Raw genomic sequence first — 18,775 nt, forward strand, 5'->3', positions numbered from 1 at the left:
TACAATAGAGGTTCAAAAAGTGGGCTTTCAGAACCGAGAAGATGACGCGCTACTTGAGAAAGGCGGAAGCGCAAGTGTACGTGTTTGGTACACGCGAACCGTACTTTCCAAGTTCGCTTCATATTCGATGTCGAGTATGCTACGTTAGCAGACTCATCGTTATCAAAGCCCGCTTTTTGAACTTCCTTTTAAATTGATGCGGCTAACGTAGTAAAGCTCTGCACCTGCTCTGTAATATCATCAAACTTACCTAGCTTCGCATTTTCCAAATTAACTAGCTTCGTCCCCATACCAACGGCATTAGCGCCTGCTTCAAAGTATTGCCTAAAATTATCGTAATTAACGCCGCCAGTAGCAATAATAGGTATGTCTTTGATCGGACCGCGAATCTCGCTTAAGTAGTTTATACCGAGCGAAGCCATCGGAAATAGTTTAATAGCATCAACGCCCGCTTTCATTGCTTGAATAATCTCCGTTGGTGTCATAACGCCTGGCCACATCGGTATATTTTGCTGCTGAGCATATTGAACAACTTCAAGATCTAAATTGGGCGATATAAGAAATTGAGCACCTGCTGCAATCGCTCGCTTCGCATGTTCAACATCAATAACTGTACCAGCACCAACATAAGCAATTCCGTCAAATGTTGTACGCCATTGTTCAATCATAGTGGTCGCACCTACAGTATTCATCGTAATTTCCATAAATTTGACGCCACCATCGACAATGGCATGCCCCGTAGCTATCGCATATGAATCTTCGATCCCTCGTAATATAGCAATAATTTTATGCTCTAATAGTTCATTAAGCAGTGTAGATTTCATCTTATTATTCCTCTTTCTTCTTCCAATATTTCTGAATGACTTTCAAAAATAAATTCGGAAACGGAAGAGTATTCATATCCGCCTCATTAATAAATCGATATTGACTCCCGTTATCAGTTGCAACCTTACTATTGTACGGTTCACTTCGTTCAGCAACTAGCAGTTCCGAATACTCATTTATCTGTGAAACTTCTGATTTTCTATCCATATCAGCATTATAAAATCGCATCTTCCAGCGAATATGACTAAATATATGCTCTTCATCACTGTACCATTGATACGGACGTACTAGCAGCTTTTGCTCATTATAGATGGAAGCGGAAATAGCTGCGCCTAGTTCAGGCTGCTCTTTCGGTTCGGCGTCGAATAATGAAATAGCATTACTATTTTCAATTAGTATATGCGGTAGTTCCCACATTCCTGCTAACAATCCTTCATTAGGACGCTGACGAATAAGAATCTTACCTTCATTCTCACCAGTTCCTTCTACGATTACAGCAACTCTATACTCAACTCTAGCTTTTTTTGCTTTTGTCTTGATTGGTATTTCTAGTTCTCTGCCTTGAATTCTTGCTTCGCAATGCTCCATAACAGGACAGATTAGACAGCTAGGCGATTTCGGAGAACAGATTAACGCGCCAAGCTCCATTAGTGCTTGATTAAAGTAACGGGCTTTACCTTCTGGAATCATCGTTAAAACTAGTTTTTCGATATTTGTTCTTGTCGATACCTTAGCGATATCATCTTCAAGTAAGTAAAATCGTGATAGGACACGCATAACATTGCCATCTACAGCTGGTACGGACTCATTGTACGCTATACTCATTATCGCTCCACAAGTATACGGTCCAACACCTTTAAGCTTCGCTACTTCTTCCGCAGTTGTTGGCACCTGTCCGTTATATTGCTCCATGACCATACGTGCTCCAGCTTGCAAATTACGAGCGCGTGAATAATAGCCTAATCCTTCCCAGCACTTTAACACTTCATCTTCCGGTGCCTCTGCTAACGCTCGTACTGTAGGAAACTTCTCCATAAATGTATTATAATAAGGAATTACTGTATCTACTCTAGTCTGTTGTAACATAATCTCTGATACCCATATACGATACGGATCATGATTTTGACGCCAAGGCAAATCGCGCTGTATATGAAAATACCACTCTAGTATGTCTAAGCCGTATTTTTCTTTTTTCTGTTCAATACTTAATATTGTCATGTAATGTACTACCATCCCTTGTGTACTTGCATTAGTATTCATCTATAATAGATTTATCTCTATATATTATATCATTTCTGAGTAAGCTCTGCTTCCGATGTGCTTTTCATTTACTGGAAGTACTTCAGGGAGATTATGAAAAGTTTAGTGTATGCTTCCGATGCGACTTTTTGTTGGCAGGAAGCACTTCAAGTAGGTAACAAAAAGTTGTAGTATTTCCTTCCGAAGTACTTTTCATTAACTAGAAGTACTTCAGGGAGATTATGAAAAGTTGTAGGAGGTTAGCAATGAAAGCCGCGAAAACTATTATGTCTGTAGCTTGTACCATTATTTGCGTTAGCGTTATTTTATCAGCATGTGGACAGCAAGGCTCAAATTCATCTTCAAATGGGCAACAACAATCCTCGAAGCCGATTTCACTTTCAACTGCTTCAAGTGAAGTTCAATCGATTTATAAAGCTCGTTGTATAAGCTGTCATGCTACTGATCTTTCTGGCAAGATGGGTGAACAAACTAATTTGCAGCTAATCTATGAATCACTGAGCTACGATGATATTGTTGCAACGATTACTAATGGTGGTGAGATCATGCAACCATTCAAAGATAAGCTCTCCGAGCAAGAAATCAATTCACTAGCTGCTTGGTTATCTAAGCAATAACATCATGAAAACATGTAAGGGGTGCATTAGAAGATTATCTTCTAATGCACCCCTTACTAATTACGGTCTACTTTCAACGACAACAAATGCTGAAGCAAGCTCTCGTTCATGGGTGATGGAAACATGAATGTCAAGATTCATATCTCCATATCCAAGCGCTTCTAGTGCTGTTGTTGTAACACTGCAAACGGGTTTCCCATTGACACTTCGCTTAATTTCAATGTCATGAAAGCCAAGCTTCGAGCCTATCCCACAGCCAAAAGCTTTACTTACCGCTTCCTTCACGGCAAAGCGACCTGCTACATATTCAACTTTACGTATTTCTCCAACTGTTGCACTAAACTCCACATATTCCTGCTCGGTAAAAATACGGTGTAGAAACTTCTCACCAATTGTTCCTGCTAGTAGCTTCCTTACTCGTGAAAGTTCCGTCAGATCGTGACCTATGCCAATAATCATTCTAGCGTGCTCCATCCTTTTGCTCTTGGTTGTATAGCATATTTGCTAATACTGGTTTGTTCGGTAAAAAGTAAATGATCTCTTCTTTGCTAATTGGTTTACTTATGTAAAAACCTTGAATGTAATGACACCCTAATTCGTCTAATAGCTCCAATTGAGTGCTATCTTCTACACCTTCTGCAACGATACGTAGATCTAGACTTTTGGCAATATTTATAATCGCATTAACGATTTTATATCCCTTGTCATCTGTAACCATTTCACGTATAAAACTTTTATCTATTTTCAAAATTTCGATTGGGAAATTTTTCAACACGGATAATGATGAATAGCTAATTCCAAAATCATCAATAGCTACAGAGATACCTATTTTTCTGATCTCCTCAATAACATTCAACACAACATGTGATTGATCGATAATCGTAGTTTCCGTAATTTCAAATGTTAAATGTGCAGGATTCATTCCAGTTTCCTCTAATATAGCTCGTACCGAGGACATGAATTGAATAGATTTCAATTGCAATCCAGATATATTAATTGAAATTTTAACTGGTTCATAGCCTTGTCTAATCCATTCCATCCCCTGTATACAAGCCGCTCGGATGACCCATGCCCCAATCGGTACAATTAATCCAACAGACTCCGCTATCGGGATAAATTTATCTGGTGATAAAATTACACCACTTTCCGTACGTAACCGAAGCAGTACCTCAATTCCATATATTCGCTTTGAACGTGCATGTACTTGTGGCTGAAATACTAACAGAAACTGCTCTTTCGCTAGCGCTTCACGCAATATTTTCTCCATCTTACGTTTGTCTTGCTGATAATTAATCATATATGGTTCATATCTCATAAAGTTATTTTTACCATTATGCTTCACTTGATATAGCGCTATATCTGCTTTTTTCAGTAACTCATCGTACTCATGTCCATCACTTGGATATAAACTAATCCCAACGCTAACCGATAAATTGATATCACGATTCATACCTACAATCCGCTGAGAAATAGCTTCAGATATTTGCGCTGCGAAAATATCAATCTCCTCAACTTGATTGAATTGGAATAAAATAACAAACTCATCTCCACCAAAACGTGAAATATGATCCCCTTGCTTAATACAACGAGTAAGCACATCTGACAGAGTTTCTATTATATCATCGCCAACATGATGCCCATATAAATCATTAATAAGCTTAAAATTATCAATATCTAACACACATAGTGCAAATTCACGATGCCCTGCTTGAATAACCTGTTTAATTTCCTCGTAAAATCTTCTGCGATTTACAAGTCCATGTGCTAATTCATTGCCATCATCACTAATACGCTGCTTTGAAATATCCCTTATCGTACCAATTAATTTTTGAATATTTCCTACATGATCTCTCGTACTTTCAGCGCTAATAATTGCGAAGTAATATGGACCATTATTAATCTGAATTCTTAATTCTATATAGAAAGGTTTGTTATCGCGGAAATGCTCATAAAAATGCTTCTTAAGCAAACTCACATCTTCAGGGTGGACCAACTCCTCGAGCCCTAAAAATGTTGTTGGTTTTACTTTGAAGTTAAGATTACGATTAAACCATACTTTTTTCTTATCAAAATTCACTTCAAATAAAATATCATCGCTTAATCGAGTAATCACATCTTGTCGTTCAGACAACTCTTGCTGCTTTTGTCTAAGTGTTGCTGATTCATCTAATAATGAAAGTCTATCAATTGTGTTAGATACAATATCAAATAAATGTACAATTCTCATATATTCAGAAGTTCGCTGATTCGTCTTTTCATGAGATGTACCGAATGAAAGTAAGCTCCAATTATTTTGAGTTTGTCTATAGGGAAGAACATAAATTACTTCATTATCAGATTTCAAATTTTGCGATGAGAATATTGGTGGGTGAGCTGGCAATGTCTCATATTGCTTCAAATAAATTTGCTTAAGTTCGTTTTTTCTAGTTGTAAAATTAAAATATTCTTTCATTATCAAATGAGGCTGCTGCTGCGCGTTATATCCTTGTTGCTCAGTAATCGAACCCCAATTAAAATAATTATCAATTAAATCTGCAATATCACGGACATGTTTAAATCTGTGGCTTAATATATAACGATTAAATTCATAGTTAACATTATTTTCAGTACGTAAAGCATTAATATGATTGGCGTATTCTACTTGGATGATACTACTCTCGTTATTTTCATTACCTTCCTCGATCCCGCAACCGCAGGATTGACGTCTAATAAGTGTACCGTCGATAACATCTAGCTTAAATGTTTGGGGGTGTTCGATCCGTTGACATAAGTTTTCGATCGCTTTTATTAATATAAGATCTAGATTCTGTTCAAAACTAGTAATAGAAATTTCAGAGTGTCGCGCGGTACTAGAATTATCGAAGCCGATTAAAGCAATATCCTCCGGCACGCTATATCCTTTTTCAAGTAATTTATCAATCATACCAAATACACAAAGATCTGTACCCACTAACGCAGCCGTCATTGGGAATTTTTCACTGATGATTCTCTCTGCGATTTGTTTGCCGCCAAATACACTCATATCAACAGAATCATATATATAATTCGCTTTTACTTCTAACCCTAATTCCTGCATGGCAGATAAATAACCATCGTAACGATATTTCATATCATCCATCGTCATACTTCCTAAATAACCAATTTTGGTATGACCATGTTTATGTAAATGAAAAATAGCTTCTTTTGCAGCTTTTTTATTATTAACTACGACCATTCCACCATTCATATTCAACTGTCGAATATCTTTGGCCACTGTCACTATAGGTTTTTGATATATTTCTTCAAGTTGCTTCAAAAAATGATCTTCCACTGCATAATTAACGACAAGCCAGCCATCTACTTTGTCCATTCCAATTGGAACATCAAAGTATTTACCTCCTGTACGAATAATAATTAGATTTACATCAAGTTTTCTAGCAGTAAATTGAATACCTTGGATCACTTCTGTATAATAATTTCCACCTAGAAAAGGAGTTAAGACGCCGATTGTTCGTTGACGCTGCATTTGAGTTCCTCCTTTTATCCCCATAATATTTCTAATATTAGTAAGAAGTATAGCATATTATGTAAGGCTAATGTATAAGTTTCATGAATTGCAGCGAAATTTGAAAGCGTTTCACTGCATAAACTTCTTTTGTTAGAAAAAGCCTATCGCTAAGTATGCGATAGGCTCTGTCGTCTAGATCCCTGGAATCAGCGATCTTTTATGCTCTGTTTTTAAGTATTGTTTTTCAAGCTTCTCACGTACATCCTCTGGAATTTCTTTCCCTTCCAAATAATCATTGTTATGTGTGTACGTTATACCAAGCTCGTTCTCATCTGTTTGACCATCCCATAATCCAGCAGTTGGCGCTTTAATAAGAACTGATTCGGGCACACCAATGTATGCACCTACTTGATTGACTTGTCGCTTGTTCAAGCTACTAAGTGGTGTGATATCTACTGCCCCATCGCCCCACTTTGTATAAAATCCTGTAACTGTTTCTGATGCATGATCAGTGCCTACAACAAGTAAATTCATATCAAATGCTAGTGCATATTGAACGACCATACGAGTGCGAGCCTTCACATTACCTTTGCCACTGCGACTAATATGCTGATGTTTTCCAACTGATTTGAAGGCATGTTCAACCTCTAATGAAATTTCATCAACAGCTTCTTCAATATTTGTTTCAACTTTATGCGTAAGATTAAATGCTTCGGCTACAGCATAGCTATCAGCAATATCGGATTGCTCACCGTAAGGTTGAAATACACCAAGTGTGATGTACTCTTTTCCACTTTCATCGCTTAGTTCATCTGTAGCTTGTTTGCATAGTCCTACTGCAACCGCACTATCAAGACCACCACTAATTGCAATAAGCAACCCAGTAGTCCTTGTATTACGAACATATTCTTTTAAGAAGTCAACGCGCTTACGAACTTCTTCAGCAGCATTAATACTAGGCTTAACACCAAATCTTTCAATAATTTGCGATTGTAATGTGCTCATATATTAACCACAAAATTTATCAAACGCTGCAGCCAAATCAGCAGATATATCAGCAGCAGAACGATTTTCAATACTGTGTCGTTCGATAAAGTATACTAATTCGCCATCCTTCATAAGCGCAATTGAAGGTGAAGAAGGTGGATATGGAGCGAAATATTCGCGAGCTTTTGCAGTAGCTTCTTTATCTTGACCAGCAAATACAGTAAATAATTGATCAGGTGTTACTGCATGTTGAAGTGCATCAGCTACACCAGGACGACATTGACCAGCAGCACAGCCACATACTGAGTTAATAACAACAAGAGCAGTTCCTTTTGCTGTAGGAAGATTAGCTTCCACCTCTTCTACCGTACGCAATTCTGTAATACCAACGCTAGTAAGATCATCTCGCATTGGTTGAATCATATCTAACATATATCTTTCAAATGACATGGACATCCATAACACTCCCTTAGTTTTTTGTATCTGACTCTCATTATACCTTCTGAGCATGAAACAGTGCAACTCATTAAGCTTATATTATGAGCTTAATCGCTGTTTCTCAATCGGAAACAAAATTTGAAAAATAGCTCCCCGTTCTTTATTATTTAGTACTTTAATATGGGCATTATGGCGTTTTGCAATATCTGCACATAAGGGGAGTCCCAATCCAGTTCCTGTATCCTTCGTGGAGACAAACGGTTCAAATATTTTAATTTTCATATCGTCAGATATTCCAGGACCTAGATCGGATACGCAGAGTAATATCCCTTCACTACACCGCGTCGTACTAATATGTAAATGACCATCTTGATCCATAGCTTCCATCGCATTGCGAGAGAGATTCAACATAAGTTGCTTAATTTCTCGCTCATTAATCGAAATAGGTGGAAGCTGTTCAGCTAATGTAATTTCCATCGTCTGTCCTCTAAGATTTGCATCGGCAAGCAGAAGCGGCGATAAATCATCAATAACTTTATTAATTTGTTGGAACTCTTTTTTGACCTCACGTTGCTGTGCTAGCGCGAGAAAATCAGTTATAATCGCGTTTGCTCGATCAAGCTCATCTATAATTATACGAAAGTACTCATGCCCCTTAGAACCACTTTTTTCTTCGAGTAACTGTACAAACCCGCGAATAACTGCCATTGGATTACGTATTTCATGCGTAATACTAGCCGCCATCTGGCCAACTAAGCTTAATCTATCCATATGGTCTATTTCATGACGAAGAATATGTAACTCCGTTATATCTTGCACAAATAATGAGACAGCTAAAATTTGCTTATTATCATGAGTGAAAATTGGTAACGCAGAGTACATATAACAATTCTCACCATCAAATTGAGTAATATTAGCTGCTATTTTGTTCATAAATACTTGTTCAACAAGTTGTGTAACAGACGAGCTGTCAGATGAAGAAAGTACATCATCAAGTTTTAGATTACAATCCAATTTATTACTTACACTCTGGAGAAGCGAATGCTCCTCATAGGCTTTGTTGTTTGCATATATAATTTCATTATTTACATTTACATTCATTACAGCAAAAGGTGCATTTTTTATGACTTGAATCCATGTGCTTAATTCATGATGATAAGTACGGTTCAATGATTGATATAAAGTAATTATTCGGTCTTTATCCTCTTGTCTAATGAGTGCCATAACTGAAATCAGCAGCGAGCTATAAAATAGTAGTCCATATTCGATTTGTTCCCACCATGTATATACAATATTGTTAACCATGAGTGGAGCTGCACTTTGTATATAAAGAAGTACGCATAGTATGCCGGCTACTGTAACACTGCTCATTATTAATATAATTTTCCCGATATTATGTAAAGTTTGATACTTATAGTATATGGTGAAGGTTACTATAGAGATAATAAACACATAGGTGGTATAGATAAGAAATTCTAAACCCGAGGTATAATAAAATAGATGAAACAACACTGCGCCAACTGCGACCATTGCAAGGTAATGCTTCCCTGCATATAGGCCAGTGAAAAATAATGGAACCATAGCAAACCAGTATTGAAGATTATTTAAATCCAGCATATAGTGAGTTTGAATAATGAAAGAGATTAGTGAGATTGCACTTACAGTTAGTTTGCGTGAAGATTCAGAGTTAGCATTCGTAGGGTAGAAGTACATGTATGCAGCGGGTAATGTAGTAATAATAGCATATGATACAATCGCATAAAGCATCAAGAATCCTCCTCTAGCAAATTAACAACACTTCGCCTATCGCTTCGATTTATGTTAATATCTAGTATACACAATTACAAGCATCTTTGGTTATATTTTTTACATTTATAGCCAAAATAATTATATGCATTTTATTTGCTTTTTCGACATTTTTTAATAATAAATGAAAATGAGGATTAATATGTATTACGATATTATTATTATCGGCGCCGGTTCTTCTGGACTAATGGCAGCTGTAGCAACTGGAAAAAACAGTACTAATGTCTTGCTTTTGGATAAGGGAGACAAGCTTGGTAGAAAATTAGGCATCTCTGGTGGCGGAAGATGTAATGTAACTAACGCAAAAGATATTGATGAATTAATTAAAAACATCCCAGGAAATGGTAGATTCTTGCATAGTTCTTTAGCTACTTTCAGTAATTACGATATTATGGCATTTTTCGAATCGCTTGGTATTGCCTTAAAAGAGGAAGATAATGGTCGCATGTTCCCAATATCTAATAAAGCAAAGTCGGTCGTTGATGCTTTAGTTGGAGAAGTTCGTAGACTCGGTGTTCATATTAAAGTCAATAGTCCTGTTGCTAAAGTCATTTATGAAGAAGGTAAAGTGACTGGTGTCAGATTAATGTCGGGAGAAATCGTTCATTGTCAAAAAGTAATTGTCGCTGTTGGCGGAAAATCAGTCCCTCATACAGGCTCTACGGGAGATGGTTATGCATGGGCAGAGGATGCAGGTCATTCAATATCCCAATTATTCCCAACGGAAGTTCCACTTACGTCCAGAGAGCATTTTATTGCAGACAAAGAATTACAAGGTTTGTCTTTACGTGATGTTACACTTTCTGTTTGGAGCTTAAAGGAAAAGAAGCTTATTACCCATCAAGGTGATATGATCTTTACACACTTTGGCATATCCGGTCCAATTGTACTGCGCTGTAGTCAATTTGTCGTTAAAGAATTGATGAAAAGTTCAGGTACGCCGATTCGCTTAACCGTTGATCTTAAGCCTGAGTTAACCGTGCAGGAGGTCCATGATCAATCCTATCTACTTTGTCAAAGTGATGCCAAGAAAATGGTGAAAAATGTTCTGAAATCATTTGTTCCCGAACGAATGATTCCACTATTGATGCGACGAGCGAATTTACAAGAAGAGATTACTTTCGATCATATTCCAAAGCAGGAATGGCTGGAGCTAGCCAATCTTATTAAAGCCTTTCCGATCCGAATTCATGATTCCTTATCGATTGAGGAAGCTTTTGTTACAGGTGGGGGAGTTTCTTTGAAGGAAGTTAATCCAAGTACATTGGAATCGAAGCTGATGAGCGGGTTATATTTCTGTGGTGAAATTCTTGATATTCATGGCTACACTGGCGGCTACAATATTACCGCGGCATTTACGACAGGCTATAACGCTGGTCGAGATGCAGCTGAGAGCTTAACTTTACAATAATAATAAATTAAACAGGCTGCAGTATTGAAGGTTTTTCACTCCTTCAATACTACAGCCTGTTATTGCGTGAAAGTTCAAAAAGTCCGCTTTTTGAACTACCCCTTCAAATCAAAGTTCAAAAAGCGGGCTTTCGAAAGCCGAGAAAATGGAGCGCTACTTGAGAAAGGCGGAAGCGCAAGTGTACGTGTTTGGTACACGCGAACCTACAATGTTTCTGCAAGAAACATACATCGGAAGCTTATGCCGTACTTTCCAAGTTCGCTTCATATTCGATGTCGATTAAGCTACTTGCGTTACTTCGTTATCAAAGTCCGCTTTTTGAACTACCCTGAAAATGATGAAAGACCCTCAATCGTTGGCAGCCCATCCTCTTCGGCAATTAAATCTTCATTAACAACATATGCAGGAATTAATATCGCATCAAGCCCATACGCGGTTGAAGCAATCAGTTCATCTTGAATATGAGCTTGTTCAACTAGTGTACCTCCATTAGCCTGAGTAATCTCAAGTGCCGAAGTAAGATCCTCATTAATGACATGAATATGTAATCTCGTTGCATCATGTAAAGAGGGATCATATCCTAGCTCTTGTAACAAAGAAAAAGCATTTAACGTACTTTGTTCATCAGGGAAATCAAATACAATCGCCATCGGTGATGACATAAAAACAGCTCCTTCTATTGGATGAGTCCATTCCTGAGCATATAGCTTTCGGGATGTATCTTAGTTATCCAACAAGAAGGAGCTTTTTATACATATGAATTATCCACGGAATGGAACAAGCTGTTCATTAATAGAAACGGTTTGCGCATAAATTTGCTGATAAATTCGGAATAAACCTGCATATTGCTCAACAGCTTGAGCATTAGGTTCATAGCTATCCGCATGCTTCACAAATTGACTTGCACATTCCTCAAGACTAGTGAACCATTGACAGCCATATGCTGCAAGCATTGCTGCACCTAGACCAGGACCTTGTTCGTTCTCAAGTGAAACAACAGTGGCATTGAAAATATCAGCCTGCATCTGTAGCCATACTGGATTTTGTGCTCCGCCGCCAATCGATACGACTTTATCAACAACTTTACCTGCTTGACGGAACATATCAACTGATTCGTTCAAGCTGAATGTAATTCCTTCCATAACAGCACGAGCAAAATGAACACGCTCATGAGAACCATCTACACCAATAAAGCTTGCACGAATGTTAGCATCTGGATGTGGCGTACGTTCACCAACAAGATATGGAGTAAATAACAGCCCGTTCGAACCTGGTTGAACGTCTTCAATTCCTGCGAGCATTTCGTTAAATGACTCAGTTGCAGCAAATGTTTTCTTGAACCAACTCAGACTATAGCCAGCAGCAAGCGTTACACCCATTGCGTAAAATGAATTTTCTTTACCATGGTTGAAGAAGTGTACTTTCCCTGCAAAATCTTTGTCCTTGTCGTTCTCATAAGAAAGAATAACACCAGAAGTACCAATACTGCTAAGCGTTAATCCTTCTGATAAAATACCAGCACCGATTGCGCCACATGCATTATCAGCACCGCCGGCAAATACTTTAGTCGATGCAGATAGTCCCGATGCAGTAGCAACCTCTGGAAGAAGTGTACCAACTAGACCATGTGATTCTACAAGTGGAGGGCAGAAGCTAGCAGGAAGATCGAATGCTTTCAATACTTCCTTACTCCATACTTTACTAGCTACATCTAATAGTAATGTACCAGCTGCATCGGAATAATCCATATGCAACTCACCAGTTAAGCGGTAACGTACATAGTCTTTCGGCAATAAGAAGATCGAAGCTTGATCAAATAATTCTTTTTCATGCTTACGAACCCATAAAATTTTCGGCAATGTAAATCCTTCAAGCGCTGGGTTGCGCGTTACGCTAAGTAAAGTATCACCAAGAACCGACTCAATTTCACGGCACTCTGCTGTAGTACGTGTATCGTTCCAAAGAATGGCATTACGTACAACGCCGCCAGCCTCATTCAATAGTACAAGACCATGCATTTGACCCGAGAAGCTAATTCCTTCAATAGTCGATGCATCAATACCTTCTGCAGAAGCTACTTCATTCATCGCTTCAATCGTTGCAGTTACCCAATCCTCAGGACGCTGTTCGCTATAGCCTGGGCGGTCATGGAAAAGAGGATAACTACGAGTAGCTTCCGCTGCAATATTACCTTTACGATCCATGAGCAACGTCTTAACCGCACTCGTACCTAAATCAACACCAATAACATAGCTCATTGACTGTAACCTCCTAAAACATTTTGTTGTATTCTGATTAGACTTCCTGGCGACAAAATTTTGTCATAATTCACGTAAACACAACAGGTAGATGGTCATTAAAGCAACTTTTTGCTTTAATTGCTCCATGGACTAGCCCGCTTGACATATTAACGAAACTTTTTGCTTTATTAGCTCCATCGAGTAGTTCACTAGACACATTAATGCAAGTTTTTTCTTTAATTCACATAAATGGACCCAAGTGACGATGAGTAAAGCAACTTTTTGCTTTAATTTCAACTAATGCTCCCTGAAACGTGTAATCGCTTCGGAAGCATTAGTTGGAAACACTTATATAAGTTGTAAATTTTCTTGTTATAAAGTCCGCTTATTGAATTTCCTCTACACGCTGTAGATTGCTTCGCTTAGTTGTAGACGTAATCTCTCGATACGACCAGATCTGTTATCAACAACTGGGTTTGTTAATGCATGTGCTTCAAGAGCTTTAAGAGAAGATTTACCTGCAACAACATCTGCACCGATACCAGTTGTGAATGTTGCATAACGATCATCAATTAGGCTATCGAAAGTTTTTTCTTCGATTAGTTTCGCAGCAGCTTTTAGGCCCCATGCGAAGCTATCCATACCAGCAATATGTCCTAGAGCTAGATCATCCATCTCGAAGGAAGTACGACGAACTTTAGCGTCAAAGTTAACGCCACCGCGACCAATACCACCAGCTTTAAGAACTTCATACATAGTAAGCGTTGTAGCATATAGATCAGTTGGGAACTCATCTGTATCCCAGCCAAGCAGCATATTACCTTGGTTAGCATCAAGCGATCCAAGCATACCGTTTGTTGCAGCAACACGAATTTCGTGTTCGAACGTATGACCAGCTAGTGTAGCATGGTTAGCTTCAAGGTTAAGTTTGAATTTATCTTGTAAACCGTATTTTTGTAAGAATGCAATTGTAGTTGCAGCATCGAAATCATATTGGTGAGTTGTTGGCTCTTTTGGCTTAGGCTCGATTAAGAATTGAGCGTCAAAACCGATTTCGTTAGCATAGTCAATTGACATTTGGTATAGGCGAGCAAGGTTATCAAGCTCAAGAGACATATTCGTGTTAAGAAGAGACTCGTAACCTTCACGACCGCCCCAGAATACATAGTTTTCAGCGCCTAGTTCTTTACCAACTTCTAGACCTTTCTTAATTTGAGCTGCTGCAAAAGCATAAGCGTTAGCATTAACAGCTGTACCAGCACCATGTACATAGCGAGGGTTTGTAAAGTTGTTAGCTGTGTTCCAAAGAAGCTTTTTGCCTGTTTGTTTTTGGTAGTCTTTCAACATAGCAACGATAACATCGATGTTTTTGTTTGTTTCTTGTAGTGTTGCACCTTCAGGAGCGATATCTGCGTCATGGAAGCAGTAGTAAGGAATGTTCAATTTGTCCATAAATTCAAAGTTAGCTTCTACGCGCGCTTTCGAACGATCAAGACCATCGAATTTATCCCAAGAACGAATCATTGTAGCAGTACCGAAAGGATCAGCACCGTTAGCGTTAAATGTATGCCAGTAAGCAACTGCAAAACGAAGATGTTCTTCCATAGTTTTACCTGAAACCACTTCGCTTGGGTTGTATTGTTTGAATGCGAATGGGTTTTTAGAAGTTTTACCTTCAAATTGGATTTTATCAAAGCTAGTAAAATAAGTCATATAATGAATCCTCCTAAAATAGATAATTTAATTGAATAAATTGATATCTGACTAGATAGTGACTTCAAAAATTCAGTATTGAAATCGCTTTATCTAGCAACCTTGATATAACAATAACATAACAATACTTAGTTTGTCTATTAAATAAACAAAGTTTTATGCTATACTACTTTCAGTATTATATTTTCGGACGGAGGTTTCACTTTGAAAGCCAAATCTACAGGTGATCTTGCTTTAGTCAAAAAACTGAATTCATATATTGTTTTGAAATGTATTCGTAAGCACGCCCCACTTTCTCGTGCTCAAATATCTGAACAAACAGGGTTAAATAAAGCGACTGTCTCTAATTTAGTAGCCGAATTAATCGAGCATAATCTTGTACTAGAGATCGGCCCTGGTGAATCGAGCGGTGGTCGTAAGCCTGTTTTACTCTTATTTAATGATAAGGCTGGCTATGCGATAGGCATCGATCTCGGCGTCAATTATATTCGCGGTGTCCTAGTCGATCTTAACGGAAACATTGAACAGGAATACTATCAAAAGCTTACTAACCAGAAACGTGAGCTAGCATTTGATGCATTAATTCAGAGCATCGATACATTAATAGAACAAGCTATAACAAGTAATTACGGTATCGTCGGGATCGGTGTCGGTGTGCCCGGTATTGTAGACCAAAATGGCACAATTTTGTTCGCACCGAATATGAAATGGCGCGAAGTTCCACTTAAGCAAATGCTAGAGGAACGGTTTGATTACCCGATCATTATCGATAATGAAGCGAATGCTGGTGCTCAAGGTGAGCAAAAATATGGTGCGGGCAAAGGGATACGCAATCAAATTTATCTTAGCGTCGGCTATGGTATTGGCTCGGGAATCATTCTCGATAAAGAGCTTTACAAAGGTACTTCTGGCTTTTCTGGCGAGCTTGGTCATCTATCAATTGATTTCAACGGTAAAGAGTGCACCTGCGGCAATCTAGGCTGTTGGGAATTATATGCTTCAGAAAAAGCTTTGCTAGAGGATGCTTCTGAATATGGCTTTGAGCATCTTGATGAATTGATACAGGCAGCTGAACAAGGTGATGAGCGTGTACTGCATTTATTCGAGAAGATTGGACATTACCTCGGCATCGGAATTGCCAACATTATCAATACATTGAATCCAGATAGCGTGATGATTGGCAATCGGATGAGTAGAGCAGCAGAATGGATTATGCCATCGATCGAGAAAACAGTGCAACAACGGGCACTTTCGTTCCATACAGAGCAGCTCCAGTTTTTATTTGCTGAGCTACAGGAACTGTCTGCTGTTAGAGGTGCCGCATACTATGCGATTGATCGTTTTTTCGAACAATTTAAAGCGACGCATCAATAGGCTTACACTAAATGGGATACATTAAGTACAAAAACGCAGAATGGGATGCCCCAAGGTCATGAACTACCTTAGAGTATCCCATTTATATTTTGTTTATTTCTATCTTCGTTACCCCCGCTTAAATTAGAAACTCAATAGCGCATGGCTTCCCTTATCTCACCTATTTCCTTGTCTACTTCCAACGATGGAGACTTACGAATGATGATGCTTTACCGATAATTTCTATAGTGACGGTATGTTGTTTTACAACGCCATTAGAGTAAGTCGCCACAAAGATTACATCATACATCCCTTTCTTCATATCTGAAAATTCGATATGCCATAGTTCACCTGTCCATTTCGTAGCATTTTGACGAAGTAGAGTCGTACCGTATTTATTAAGTAGCGAAACAGTTACTTCTCTTGCATAAGTAATCCCTGTTGAATTTGAACTTGAGTCTATCGCCCCTGTATTTGTCGTGCTTGCCTTCAGTATGAATTTTTCACCCCCATAAAATTGATCGCTATTCCATATAGCAGCACCATTCGTTGTTGCAGATTGATTGTAGCTTAATCTATATTGCTCCCATAGATCAGTATGGACAACTTCTCCAATGACATCTAATTCATTAACAGTGATGAATTGAGTGAGCAGCACCGTAGCGCTCTTCCCATCGGATACCGTTTGCTCAATTTTATATTTCCCTATTGCAGCATTATGAATACTAAATGCATCGCTACTATATTGAGCTTTTGTTAGTGAATAGTTACTAGTTTGCGGATACATTGCAATCGTTCCATCTGGCGCGGTTACTTTATAGCGAACAAGCAGCATATCTCCATCTTGATCATCCACTTGATGCTTGAGCTGAATATGATCACCTTCCCAAATGGTAGCTGGCGACCATGTAAATCCTGCTGTTGGCGGCTGATTCGTTATAATATTGAAATATTTATCGGTTGCATATACGCTCCAATCATAGCCGTCAAAGGATCTAACAGTAACTCGGTAAATCGTATTTTCAATAAGATTCCAGTTGCTAGGAATGATAAATGATTGAGCTGAACCTGTAGCAACAGATGACGTTTGCAATATCGCTCCACTAATAGATTTCAAAACTAATTCATACTTCACTTGCGGATCGTTATCTGCATCTGTCATTTTCCAGTGTATTGTAGGAGTTAATGAAGTAAAGGTGGTAGCAGTCGCGGGGGATGTTGCTGTTGGAGTAGTAACTTCAACGTTAGGGAGACGATTAACAATAGTTATTGGTTTCACAATCAATGCGGTCGCACCGTCATTGTCGGTTACCGTTTGTTGTATATTCAATTTGCCAACTGTTTGAAATGATCTTGTGAAATCGCCACTTGAGCTTAATGTAATAATAGAGCCATCGTCTGCTAAATATTCGTATTTTTGCTTATCAATATATCCATCCATATCCGTAGCCTGACTAACAAAGTTAACATCTACCCCTCGATACGTAGGATTCGGATTCATCGTAAAGCCTGGTATTGGTGCTAGATTCAAAATCGTTATGTTCTTTTTATCGATTTCACTTTTCGCATCCAATTGATCGACTACCCAATTTTCTAGTACATAAGAACCCTTTTCAACGTAAGTAATGGATATGTTTTGTGTATACCATTCCTTCACTTTGCCTGAAGGTGACGTTAATCTCCAAAAAGTTTGTAGGCTTGCTACATCATCCGTATCGGCATCGGACCGACTAGAGGTGTAAGCATATGGTTCATTAATGTATCCCGTAGAGCGACCGCTTGTAATGGTCGTTGTTGGCACTTGGTTGACCACATTAAAAGCATGAGTCATATAACTACTAGCACCTAATGGATCACTCGCTTTCAATTCTAGCTGCCATGTACCTACAGCTAACTTACCTAGCCCTCTATCTTTCACTTTGAAACTCGGATGCTGGGCTGTTCCTAGATTATAGGATTTATCCCCATAATAGAGCTTCCATTGATACGTTACATTGTCACCGTCTTGATCGGGATTAGCGGTTAGATTGGTAACTTTATTCACCGTATCTCGATACGTATCTTCTATTGGTTCAAAATCGGCAATCGGTGGGAAGTTAATGACTTCTAAAAAGTCCGTATATGTTTCTGACCATAGATTTTGTGAATCTTGCACACGTAATGTAAGCTTATAATTTCCTAAAGCGTCTAGCCCTGCTGCTACTGCTGCTGTCTTGATTTGATTAAATGTAGGGGTTGTACCGCTACTTAAAATAAGCTTATTCTCTCGATATACCTTCCAATCTCTCGTAATGATTGGATCACCATCGGGATCATACGAATGATCGGTTACAACGGCTTGCTTGCTCCAGGAGACTGACTTCGGATCAATCGTGAACAAAGCAACTGGTGGCTGATTGAATGGATTCGTGGTCACATACTTCACAACTTCACTTGACCAAGCCCCGTCAATATCTTTTACCTTTAACGCTACAAAATAATCGGTATTCGCTTGTAGTTGACTAGGTGGCTTGCCAACGGTCCAATCTGTATCATCGACCTTCTTCCACTTCCAAACCCATGTGGTAACCCCTTTGTTACGTTGTGAATAGCGGTCTAGGTCATAGCTGTAATCTTGAATCGTTAATCTCCTGCTCGA

The 18,775-nt window shown here is 38.6% G+C and carries 16 protein-coding genes; 5 read left to right on the forward strand and 11 right to left on the reverse strand.

Going from position 1 to position 18,775, the window contains the following annotated elements; translation table 11 throughout:
- Positions 1-19: 19 nt before the first annotated feature.
- Positions 20-148 (forward strand): hypothetical protein, encoded by a 129-nt coding sequence (locus AC1TPB_RS13975; protein ID WP_482077048.1) that lies wholly within the window; start codon positions 20-22, stop codon positions 146-148.
- Positions 149-188: 40 nt separating this feature from the next.
- Here the strand turns inward: AC1TPB_RS13975 and AC1TPB_RS13980 are convergent, their stop codons facing one another.
- Together AC1TPB_RS13980 and mutY are read right to left on the reverse strand one after the other, a co-directional pair.
- A complete protein-coding gene (locus AC1TPB_RS13980; RefSeq protein WP_482077049.1) occupies positions 189-824 on the reverse strand; it encodes a bifunctional 4-hydroxy-2-oxoglutarate aldolase/2-dehydro-3-deoxy-phosphogluconate aldolase in 636 nt (211 codons plus the stop codon).
- A 4-nt stretch (positions 825-828) separates the two neighbouring features.
- Positions 829-2,085: an A/G-specific adenine glycosylase gene (gene mutY, locus AC1TPB_RS13985; RefSeq protein ID WP_482077050.1), complete on the reverse strand. Its 1,257-nt coding sequence runs from the start codon at positions 2,083-2,085 to the stop codon at positions 829-831.
- 245 nt (positions 2,086-2,330) lie between these two features.
- On the opposite strand from mutY, the gene AC1TPB_RS13990 reads away from it, so the two are divergent.
- Entirely contained in the window at positions 2,331-2,702 is a 372-nt protein-coding gene (locus tag AC1TPB_RS13990) for a c-type cytochrome (RefSeq protein WP_482062385.1), read from the forward strand.
- Between the two features lie 60 nt (positions 2,703-2,762).
- Here the strand turns inward: AC1TPB_RS13990 and acpS are convergent, their stop codons facing one another.
- The 5 genes from acpS to AC1TPB_RS14015 all read right to left on the reverse strand — a co-directional run bounded on the left by acpS (position 2,763) and on the right by AC1TPB_RS14015 (position 9,381).
- Positions 2,763-3,161 carry a holo-ACP synthase gene (gene acpS, locus AC1TPB_RS13995; protein WP_482077051.1) on the reverse strand — a complete coding sequence of 133 codons (399 nt, stop codon included), beginning with the start codon at positions 3,159-3,161 and terminating at the stop codon, positions 2,763-2,765.
- 1 nt (position 3,162) lies between these two features.
- Positions 3,163-6,207, reverse strand: coding sequence for an EAL domain-containing protein (locus AC1TPB_RS14000; protein ID WP_482077052.1), 3,045 nt, complete (start codon positions 6,205-6,207; stop codon positions 3,163-3,165).
- Positions 6,208-6,381: 174 nt separating this feature from the next.
- The gene (gene nadE / locus AC1TPB_RS14005; protein WP_482077053.1) at positions 6,382-7,194 is read right to left on the reverse strand and encodes an ammonia-dependent NAD(+) synthetase; all 813 of its coding nucleotides are present in this window, start codon (positions 7,192-7,194) and stop codon (positions 6,382-6,384) included.
- Between the two features lie 3 nt (positions 7,195-7,197).
- Positions 7,198-7,632: a BrxA/BrxB family bacilliredoxin gene (locus tag AC1TPB_RS14010; protein ID WP_482077054.1), complete on the reverse strand. Its 435-nt coding sequence runs from the start codon at positions 7,630-7,632 to the stop codon at positions 7,198-7,200.
- A gap of 81 nt (positions 7,633-7,713) precedes the next feature.
- Positions 7,714-9,381: a two-component system sensor histidine kinase NtrB gene (locus AC1TPB_RS14015; RefSeq protein WP_482077055.1), complete on the reverse strand. Its 1,668-nt coding sequence runs from the start codon at positions 9,379-9,381 to the stop codon at positions 7,714-7,716.
- Between the two features lie 181 nt (positions 9,382-9,562).
- Here AC1TPB_RS14015 and AC1TPB_RS14020 point away from each other — a divergent pair, with 181 nt between their 5' ends.
- Both AC1TPB_RS14020 and AC1TPB_RS14025 read left to right on the forward strand, forming a co-directional pair.
- Positions 9,563-10,831 (forward strand): BaiN/RdsA family NAD(P)/FAD-dependent oxidoreductase, encoded by a 1,269-nt coding sequence (locus AC1TPB_RS14020; RefSeq protein WP_482077056.1) that lies wholly within the window; start codon positions 9,563-9,565, stop codon positions 10,829-10,831.
- A gap of 157 nt (positions 10,832-10,988) precedes the next feature.
- Complete coding sequence (locus AC1TPB_RS14025; RefSeq protein WP_482077057.1) at positions 10,989-11,114, forward strand: hypothetical protein; 126 nt, start codon at positions 10,989-10,991, stop codon at positions 11,112-11,114.
- 40 nt (positions 11,115-11,154) lie between these two features.
- On the opposite strand, the gene AC1TPB_RS14030 is transcribed toward AC1TPB_RS14025, so the two are convergent.
- From AC1TPB_RS14030 to xylA, 3 genes are all read right to left on the reverse strand, one after another.
- On the reverse strand, positions 11,155-11,493 hold the full coding sequence (locus tag AC1TPB_RS14030) for a hypothetical protein (RefSeq protein WP_482077058.1): 339 nt from the start codon (positions 11,491-11,493) through the stop codon (positions 11,155-11,157).
- Between the two features lie 99 nt (positions 11,494-11,592).
- Positions 11,593-13,089 carry a xylulokinase gene (xylB, locus tag AC1TPB_RS14035; RefSeq protein ID WP_482062377.1) on the reverse strand — a complete coding sequence of 499 codons (1,497 nt, stop codon included), beginning with the start codon at positions 13,087-13,089 and terminating at the stop codon, positions 11,593-11,595.
- A gap of 381 nt (positions 13,090-13,470) precedes the next feature.
- A complete protein-coding gene (gene xylA / locus AC1TPB_RS14040) occupies positions 13,471-14,784 on the reverse strand; it encodes a xylose isomerase (protein WP_482077059.1) in 1,314 nt (437 codons plus the stop codon).
- Between the two features lie 204 nt (positions 14,785-14,988).
- Here xylA and AC1TPB_RS14045 point away from each other — a divergent pair, with 204 nt between their 5' ends.
- Positions 14,989-16,158: an ROK family transcriptional regulator gene (locus AC1TPB_RS14045; RefSeq protein WP_482077060.1), complete on the forward strand. Its 1,170-nt coding sequence runs from the start codon at positions 14,989-14,991 to the stop codon at positions 16,156-16,158.
- Between the two features lie 172 nt (positions 16,159-16,330).
- On the opposite strand, the gene AC1TPB_RS14050 is transcribed toward AC1TPB_RS14045, so the two are convergent.
- Positions 16,331-18,775 (reverse strand): fibronectin type III domain-containing protein (locus AC1TPB_RS14050; protein ID WP_482077061.1); only part of this gene is annotated, 2,445 nt, incomplete at its 5' end.

The sequence above is a fragment of the Paenibacillus sp. Y951 genome, assembly GCF_056786395.1.

Coding starts and splice junctions, on each gene's coding strand:
- AC1TPB_RS13980 (WP_482077049.1), bottom strand. CDS start 824: ATGAAATCTACACTGCTTAATGAACTATTAGAGCATAAAATTATTGCT.
- mutY (WP_482077050.1), bottom strand. CDS start 2,085: ATGAATACTAATGCAAGTACACAAGGGATGGTAGTACATTACATGACA.
- AC1TPB_RS13990 (WP_482062385.1), top strand. CDS start 2,331: ATGAAAGCCGCGAAAACTATTATGTCTGTAGCTTGTACCATTATTTGC.
- acpS (WP_482077051.1), bottom strand. CDS start 3,161: ATGATTATTGGCATAGGTCACGATCTGACGGAACTTTCACGAGTAAGG.
- AC1TPB_RS14000 (WP_482077052.1), bottom strand. CDS start 6,207: ATGCAGCGTCAACGAACAATCGGCGTCTTAACTCCTTTTCTAGGTGGA.
- nadE (WP_482077053.1), bottom strand. CDS start 7,194: ATGAGCACATTACAATCGCAAATTATTGAAAGATTTGGTGTTAAGCCT.
- AC1TPB_RS14010 (WP_482077054.1), bottom strand. CDS start 7,632: ATGTCCATGTCATTTGAAAGATATATGTTAGATATGATTCAACCAATG.
- AC1TPB_RS14015 (WP_482077055.1), bottom strand. CDS start 9,381: ATGCTTTATGCGATTGTATCATATGCTATTATTACTACATTACCCGCT.
- AC1TPB_RS14020 (WP_482077056.1), top strand. CDS start 9,563: ATGTATTACGATATTATTATTATCGGCGCCGGTTCTTCTGGACTAATG.
- AC1TPB_RS14030 (WP_482077058.1), bottom strand. CDS start 11,493: ATGTCATCACCGATGGCGATTGTATTTGATTTCCCTGATGAACAAAGT.
- xylB (WP_482062377.1), bottom strand. CDS start 13,089: ATGAGCTATGTTATTGGTGTTGATTTAGGTACGAGTGCGGTTAAGACG.
- xylA (WP_482077059.1), bottom strand. CDS start 14,784: ATGACTTATTTTACTAGCTTTGATAAAATCCAATTTGAAGGTAAAACT.